Origin of the sequence: Streptomyces sp. NPDC004126, assembly GCF_050275515.1 — a bacterium.
In the GTDB taxonomy this organism is placed as follows: Bacteria; Actinomycetota; Actinomycetes; order Streptomycetales; family Streptomycetaceae; genus Streptomyces.
Genome location: NZ_JBNNPF010000044.1, coordinates 59,617 through 66,587 on the forward strand (window position 1 = coordinate 59,617; position 6,971 = coordinate 66,587).

At 74.6% G+C, this 6,971-nt stretch carries 6 protein-coding genes; 3 read left to right on the forward strand and 3 right to left on the reverse strand.

Annotated features, from left to right (window positions below; all coding sequences use genetic code 11):
• Window positions 1–30 precede the first annotated feature (30 nt).
• Window positions 31–987, reverse strand: coding sequence for a hypothetical protein (locus ACQKM2_RS31405; protein WP_427715701.1), 957 nt, complete (start codon window positions 985–987; stop codon window positions 31–33).
• Between the two features lie 125 nt (window positions 988–1,112).
• On the opposite strand from ACQKM2_RS31405, the gene ACQKM2_RS31410 reads away from it, so the two are divergent.
• Complete coding sequence (locus ACQKM2_RS31410; RefSeq protein WP_427715702.1) at window positions 1,113–2,309, forward strand: CaiB/BaiF CoA transferase family protein; 1,197 nt, start codon at window positions 1,113–1,115, stop codon at window positions 2,307–2,309.
• A 90-nt stretch (window positions 2,310–2,399) separates the two neighbouring features.
• On the opposite strand, the gene ACQKM2_RS31415 is transcribed toward ACQKM2_RS31410, so the two are convergent.
• A complete protein-coding gene (locus ACQKM2_RS31415) occupies window positions 2,400–2,669 on the reverse strand; it encodes a hypothetical protein (protein WP_125816285.1) in 270 nt (89 codons plus the stop codon).
• Between the two features lie 270 nt (window positions 2,670–2,939).
• On the opposite strand from ACQKM2_RS31415, the gene ACQKM2_RS31420 reads away from it, so the two are divergent.
• Window positions 2,940–4,619 carry a serine/threonine-protein kinase gene (locus ACQKM2_RS31420; protein ID WP_427715705.1) on the forward strand — a complete coding sequence of 560 codons (1,680 nt, stop codon included), beginning with the start codon at window positions 2,940–2,942 and terminating at the stop codon, window positions 4,617–4,619.
• 13 nt (window positions 4,620–4,632) lie between these two features.
• Here the strand turns inward: ACQKM2_RS31420 and ACQKM2_RS31425 are convergent, their stop codons facing one another.
• Window positions 4,633–5,442, reverse strand: coding sequence for an SGNH/GDSL hydrolase family protein (locus ACQKM2_RS31425; RefSeq protein ID WP_427715706.1), 810 nt, complete (start codon window positions 5,440–5,442; stop codon window positions 4,633–4,635).
• A 195-nt stretch (window positions 5,443–5,637) separates the two neighbouring features.
• Between ACQKM2_RS31425 and ACQKM2_RS31430 the strand changes: the two genes are divergently transcribed.
• Window positions 5,638–6,732, forward strand: coding sequence for a DUF5925 domain-containing protein (locus ACQKM2_RS31430; protein ID WP_386272350.1), 1,095 nt, complete (start codon window positions 5,638–5,640; stop codon window positions 6,730–6,732).
• Window positions 6,733–6,971 lie beyond the last annotated feature (239 nt).

Genomic DNA, 6,971 nt, shown 5'->3' on the forward strand with positions numbered 1-6,971 from the left:
ACCGGTCAGGGACCGCTCCCTCCGGGGGTGTTACGGGACCGGCGCGATCGGCACCTGCACCGCCACCGGGACGGCCGCCGTCTGCGGGTTGCCGTCGAGCGCGTCCGTCAGGGACGTCTGGGTGCCCGCGGTGAAGCGGCAGCCGACGACGGCGATCCCGCACACCCGGTAGCGGACGACCACGGAGGCGGTGGCCCCGGACCGGATCGAGCCCACCGTCTGCGGTACCGGGCCGAGCCGGGTGATCCCGGACCCCGTGGGCAGGGCGTCGAGGAGCTTGACGTTGAAGGCGTCGCCGGAGCCCGTGTTCCGGATCCGGTACTCGACGCTCAGCGTGCGGGAGAGGTAGTTGCCGAGGCCGCCCCAGTAGGCGCGGTGGGTGACGGCGATCTGCGGCTGGAGGAGGCTGATGTTCCCCAGGAGGTCCAGGCCCCAAGGCTTGCCGCCACCCAGAGTGACGTCGGCGTTGACCGAGAAGAACCCGCTGCCCGACGCGTTTCGGTAGGCGTTCGTCGAGGTGGAGTCCGGTACGACCTGCCAGGTTGCGGCCCCCGACGCCACGGTCCCGTTGTACAGGAGCTCGGGCGCGTCACAGGTACCGCCGTCCAGCCGCACGGTCATGGACCCCCGCGCGTTGGTGAGGGTGACATGGATGCCCTCCGGAGGGAGCGCGGACTGCGCGCCGCCGACGCGGAAGGGCAGATTGACGGCCATTTGGGTGGGCAGCGAGGAGAAGACGCCGGCATCCAGCGTGTCACTGCCGCTGAGCGTCCGGCCGCCGGTGAGCGGTCCGGCGGGACAGCCCGCCGAGCTCGTCACGACGCCGTCGGCACCGGACGCGTTCACGGTCACCGGGTCCGGTACGCGCCCCGCCGCCCCCGCCGGAGCCGTCGCCACCGCCACGCCCGCCAGCAGCGCTATCGCGACGGCCGCCACCCGCCGGGCTGCGGAGCGGGCGGGGGATGCGGCGGCGGTCGGGGCTCTCATGGGCGACCCTTCGGTACGGCGCGACGGCGGACGCCCGCACCTTACGCATACAATCCGGACATTCCATCAGACTTGGGCTCCGGACACGGGTGACAGACCCGGCTTCCACCCGGTAGGCAGACCCCATGGCTACCGAACCCCTCCCCCTCGCCGGGCTCACCGTCGTCGCCGTCGAACAGGCCGTCTCGGCCCCCTTCGCCACCCGCCAGCTCGCCGACCTCGGCGCCAGGGTGATCAAGGTCGAGCGGCCCGACGGCGGCGATTTCGCGCGCGCCTACGACACCGCCGCCCAGGGCCTGGCCTCGCACTTCGTGTGGGCCAACCGCGGCAAGGAGTCCCTCGCCCTCGACCTGAAGGACCCCCGCGGGCTGGAGGTGCTCCACGGCCTGCTCGACGGTGCCGACGTCTTCGTGCAGAACCTCGCGCACGGGGCCGCCGCCCGGCTCGGGATCGACGCGGCCGCGCTGTGCGCCCGTTACCCGCGCCTGGTCGCCGTCAACGTCTCCGGCTACGGCCCGGAGGGCCCGTACGCCCACAAGCGCGCCTACGACATGCTCGTGCAGTGCGAGGCGGGGCTGGTCTCGGTGACCGGCACACCCGAGCGGCCGGTGAAGGCGGGCATCCCGGCGGCGGACATCGCGGCCGCCATGTACGCCTTCTCCGGGGTGCTGGCCGCCCTGCTGCGCCGCGGCGTCACCGGGCGCGGCGGGCCGGTGGAGGTGTCGATGCTGGACGCGCTCGCGGAGTGGATGGGGCATCCGCTGCACCATACGATGCACGGCGGCGAGCAGCCCGTACGGACCGGCCTCGCGCACGCGGTGATCGCGCCGTACGACGCCTACGCGACGGCCGACGGGGACCGGGTGCTGCTGTCGGTGCAGAACGACCGGGAGTGGCGGCGCCTCGCGGTCCAGGTCCTGGACCGGCCGGACCTGGCGGAGGATCCGGCGTACGCGACGAACGCGGCCCGCACGCGGGGGCGGGAGAAGACGGACGCGGTGGTGGCGGAGGCCCTCGGCCGGCTCGGCGCGGACGAGGCCGTGGCGCGACTGGAGGCGGCCGGGATCGCCTGTGCGCGGCTCAACTCGGTGGCACAGCTGGCCGGGCACCCGCAGCTGGCGGCGCGGGACCGCTGGCGGGAGGTGGATACGCCGGCGGGCCCGCTGCGGGCACTGCTGCCGCCGATCGGGCTGCCGGGCGGCGCGGAACCGCGGATGGGTGCGGTACCCGCGCTCGGCGAACACACCGACGCCCTGCTGCACGCCCTGGGGATGACGGGCGCGCAGATCACGGCACTGCGCCGGGACGGTGTGGTCGCCTGAGGCCGGGGTGGCGCCGGGGATTCCCGGAAGACGCCGGACGGGGGGACGGGGCCGGGTCGCAGCCGGACGGGGGACCGGCTGCGCGGACGGTCAGGTGCGGCGGCTGCCGAAGAGCGTGCGCCGCAGCCTGCGCAGCGGCGCGAACAGCGCGACGCGCGCGCTCCGGCTCCGCTGGACGTGGGTGTGGTCGCGCGAGGTGAGCTCGCGCATCAGCAGCGTCGCCTCGGCGACCTCGTGGCGCGGGACGGCGGGACCGCCCAGCACGGCGAGGTGGCGGTCGAGGCGTGAGCTGACCGCGCTGCTGCCGCAGGTGATGGCAGGCACGCGGGGCGGCCTGCTGCGCATCGTTATCTGTTCCATGATCTCTCCCCACCCGTACGAGGGCACCCGGCCCGGGCAGGGTAACCCTATCGCCCCCGCAACGTCCGCGGGTATCCCGGTGGTGTGAATTACCCCTGTAATTACGGGTAGTTGACGATTACTCAGCGGAGTCGACCGTCACTCTCCGTACCATCGGGCCGACTTCGGGGGTCTCGCGCAGCGGTCGGTGACAGTGTCGTCACGACGGGGGCCTCCCGGCGGGTACTGCGCTAACTTGGAGTGATCACCCGGTGACGCAGGGGGGTTCGCGTGAACGGTAGCGAAAGCGGGGACGCCGGGCGTGTCATCGCCGGCCGGTACCGGCTGCTCGGCCAGTTGGGGCGCGGCGGCATGGGCGTGGTCTGGCGGGCCCGTGACGAGGTGCTGGGCCGCGAGGTCGCCGTCAAGGAGGTGCGCGCGCCCGCCGGGCTGGACGCGGCCGAGGTCGAGCGGATGTACCGGCGGCTGGAGCGGGAGGCGTGGGCGGCCGCCCGCGTCTCGCACCGCGGGGTGGTCACGGTCTACGACGTCGCGAGCGAGGAGGGCCGCCCGTGGATCGTGATGGAGCTGGTGCGGGGCCTCTCCCTGGCGGAGGTGCTGGAGGGCGAGGGCCCGATGACCCCGCAGCGGGCCGCGCACATCGGCGAACAGGTCCTGGCCGCGCTGCGCTCCGCGCACGGCGCCGGGGTGCTGCACCGGGACGTGAAGCCGGCCAACGTGCTGGTCGCCAATGACGGCCGGGTGGTGCTGAGCGACTTCGGGATCGCCCGGCTGGAGGGCTCCGCCGCGCTCACCATGACCGGCGAGGTGGTCGGATCCCCCGAGTTCCTGGCCCCGGAACGGGCGTTGGGCAACGAGCCCGGCCCCGAGTCGGACCTGTGGTCGCTCGGGGTGATGCTCTACGCGGCCGTGGAGGGGGTCTCGCCCTTCCGCAAGGACACCCCGCTGTCCACCCTGCAGGCGGTCGTGGACTCGGAGTTGCCCCCGCCGCGCCGGGCCGGGCCGCTGGAGCCGGTGCTGGAGGGGCTGCTGCGCAAGGATCCGGCCGAGCGGCTGTCCGCCGCCGAGGCCGCCCGGATGCTGCGGATCGTCGGCGCGGGCGGGGCGGTACGGGACCCCGGCGGGCCGGTGTCGCCGGCGTCGGGGCCGACCGCGCCGACGGTCGCCGCGCGGGCGGGAGCCGGGGCGGGGCCGGGGCCGGGTTACGGGCCCGGGTACGGGCAGACCCCGCCGGTGCCGGTGCCGGTGCCGTCGCCCGCGCCGGAGCCCGGGGGCGGCTCCCGCGGGCCGGCGGGTGCGGTGCTGACCCTGGGGATCGTGGTGCTGCTGCTGGGGCTGGTCCTGCTGGGGTGGCTGCTGCTGCGGGACACCTGGGGCGGGGAGGGGCCGGGTGGCACCCCCTCGCCCTCGGCGTCACCCTCGGCGTCCCCGTCCGCCTCCCCGTCGGCTTCCGCCTCGGCCTCGGCCTCGGCGTCCGCCGGTGCCACCGCCGCGCAGGGCGTCACCCTGTACGCCCACGCCACGCGCCCCGAGTACCGCGGGAGCTGCCCGCCCGCCGAGGCGGCCGCGCCCGCCTTCACCGGGACCGTCGAGGTGGCCCGGACCCCGGCGGTGGTGGAGTACCGCTGGGTCCGGCGCGGTGCGGGCGGGGGGCCGGCCTCCGACTGGCAGAGCATCGTGTACGAGGAGGGCGGGGCGCGCACCCGCCAGCTGAACCACACCGAGCCCGGCGATCCGGCGGGCGCGAGCTTCCGCGACGCGGTACGGCTGGAGGTCCGGGCGCCGGCGCAGACGGCTTCGGCGTGGCTGGAGTACTCCCTGACGTGCGTGGAGGAGACCCCGACGGGCGGGACCTCCTCCCCCGGTTCACCCGGGCCCTCCGGTTCCCCGGCCGGGACGCCGACACCGACGCCCGCGCCCACGCCGAGCGCGGGCGTCAGCCCTCGGTGACGTGCCCCGCGGATCAGACCTTGCCGGAGAAGACGGGCAGGTAGCCGCCGGACTGCCCGGCGGCCGTGGGGTGGTACGACTCGCCGATGTTGGTCCAGTTGACGCTGTGCAGCCAGGCGCTGCCGGAGCAGATCTCGTGGCCGGTGAAGGCTCCGGCGACCGAGGCGAAGGTGTAGCCGTGGTCGGCGGCGCGCTTGGCGATGGCGGCGTTGAGGTAGTCCGCCGCGCCGTTGATGGCGGTGCGCTCGCCCTCGGTCAGGCCGGCGACGCAGGTGCCGTTCAGCTTGTAGAAGCGGGGATAGCCGAGGACGACGACCTTGGCGGAGGGGGCGCGGCCCCGGATCGCGTCGTAGACCTGGTCGAGCTGGCCGGGGAGGGTGGTGTCGACGTACCGCTTGGCCTCGTTGACCCGGTTGACGCAGGTCGATTCGGACTGCAGGACGCAGGTCGTCATCACGTCCGAGAAGCCCGCGTCGTTGCCGCCGACGGTGATGCTGACGAGGTCGGTGCCGGAGTTGAGGGGGCCGAGCTGGCCCGAGAGGACGTCACCGGTGCGGGCGCCCGAGCACGCGGTGAAGGAGAAGGTCTGCGGGGAGTGGGCGGCGGCCCACAGGGCAGGGTAGGCGCGGCTGGTGCGTTTGCAACTGCCGCTGGAGCTGTCGTAGTTGCCGGCGCCGACGCCGGAGGAGTACGAGTCGCCGAGGGCCACGTAGCCGAAGTCGGCCTGCGCGGCGGACGCCTGGCCGGCGCCGAACAGGGCGGCGCCCGCGGCGAGTAACAGGGAGGAGGTCAAGGCAGCGAAACGCGACATTCTCTTGCTCATGGGTGTGCGGCTCCTTGTGGGGGGGGTTACCACTGAGTCCGTGGTACAAGCAGCCGGGCACGGCCGGAAGTGTTCATGCCAAGAATGTTCGGGGCGGGAATCTTCACCCCGAACCGGGTTTGAAGAGGGAACCCGTCCACCCGATCCGGCGAAACACGGGTGCGTGGGGGCACTTCGTGCCGGATCATGGGCGCCATGCCAGCAGACCCGCATGACGCGCTGCCGATCCGGCTCCATGTCGACGACAGCGACTCACCGTCGGATGTCGTCGACGCGCTGTTCCTCGGCCGGTTCGCGACCGGCGAGCAGCCGTACGCGCAGAGCGTCACGATCGAGCGGGTGAAGGCGGAGGCCACCCTGCTGCCCCCGCGCGCCACCGTGCTCCGCGCGGCCCGCGACACCGACCGCAGCGCCACGCTCGCCGAGGGCGAGGGCTGGACGGTCCTGGTCTCCCGCTGGAGCCGGGGGGCGGACGTGACCGTGACGGCGGTCAGCGACGAACTCGCGGAGAAGGTGCTCGGCGAGGCCACGGAAGGGGCCCGGGACGAGCCCGAACCGCAGCCGGAGAACGTCACCATGGGCTTCTGGTACGTCTCCCCGCGCCGCGGCCCGTACCGCACGACCCGGCAGATCTCCGCGGGCACGTGGGAGGACGTCCGGCCGAACTACACGGCGCCGGTGGCGCTGGCGATGGACCGGCTGATGAAGGTCACCCCGGACGACATCGCCGGCCGGCTGCTCCTGCTGCACGGGCCGCCGGGCACCGGCAAGACCTCGGCGCTGCGCACGCTGGCGCGGTCGTGGCGGGACTGGTGCCAGGTGGACTGCGTCCTGGACCCGGAGCGGCTGTTCAACGACGTGGGCTACCTGATGGACATCGCCATCGGCGAGGACGAGGGCACGGCGAAGGGCCGGTGGCGGCTGCTGCTGCTGGAGGACTGCGACGAGCTGATCCGCGGCGAGGCCCGGCACACGGCGGGTCAGGCGCTGTCCCGGCTGCTGAACCTGACGGACGGTCTGCTGGGGCAGGGCCGCAACGTCCTGGTCGGCGTCACGACGAACGAGGACCTCGAACGCCTCCACCCCGCGGTGGTCCGCCCGGGGCGGTGCCTGGCCCGCATCGAGGTCGGCCGGCTGACCCACCGGGAGGCGGTGGACTGGCTCGGCACGGACGAGGGCGTCTCCCGCGAGGGCGCCACCCTGGCCGAACTCTTCGCCCTCCGGCGCGGGACGGGGCCGGCGGCGGTGCTCCCCGCACAGCCGTCCTCGGAGGCGGGCCTCTACCTCTGACCCCTCCTTGACGCGCCGCTCGCGCGGCTCGGCCCCAGGGGGCCTCACCTGCTTCGCGCCGCGGCGCCGGACTCCGTCCGGCGGGTGGCGGGGCGGGGCCGGTTCGGGTGGCTGGTGCCGGTGGGTGCCGCTGCGCGGAGCGGAGGTCCCCTACCCGCCCTTCACCCGTTCCCCGGGCTGCGCCCGGACCCCCTCCGGGGGGGGGCGCCCCCCCCCCCCCGCCCCCCAACCCCCCGCCG

What these genes read in the sequence shown, in the direction of transcription:
- ACQKM2_RS31405 (WP_427715701.1), bottom strand. Translation starts at nt 987, where the DNA reads ATGAGAGCCCCGACCGCCGCCGCATCCCCCGCCCGCTCCGCAGCCCGG.
- ACQKM2_RS31410 (WP_427715702.1), top strand. Translation starts at nt 1,113, where the DNA reads ATGGCTACCGAACCCCTCCCCCTCGCCGGGCTCACCGTCGTCGCCGTC.
- ACQKM2_RS31415 (WP_125816285.1), bottom strand. Translation starts at nt 2,669, where the DNA reads ATGGAACAGATAACGATGCGCAGCAGGCCGCCCCGCGTGCCTGCCATC.
- ACQKM2_RS31425 (WP_427715706.1), bottom strand. Translation starts at nt 5,442, where the DNA reads ATGAGCAAGAGAATGTCGCGTTTCGCTGCCTTGACCTCCTCCCTGTTA.
- ACQKM2_RS31430 (WP_386272350.1), top strand. Translation starts at nt 5,638, where the DNA reads ATGCCAGCAGACCCGCATGACGCGCTGCCGATCCGGCTCCATGTCGAC.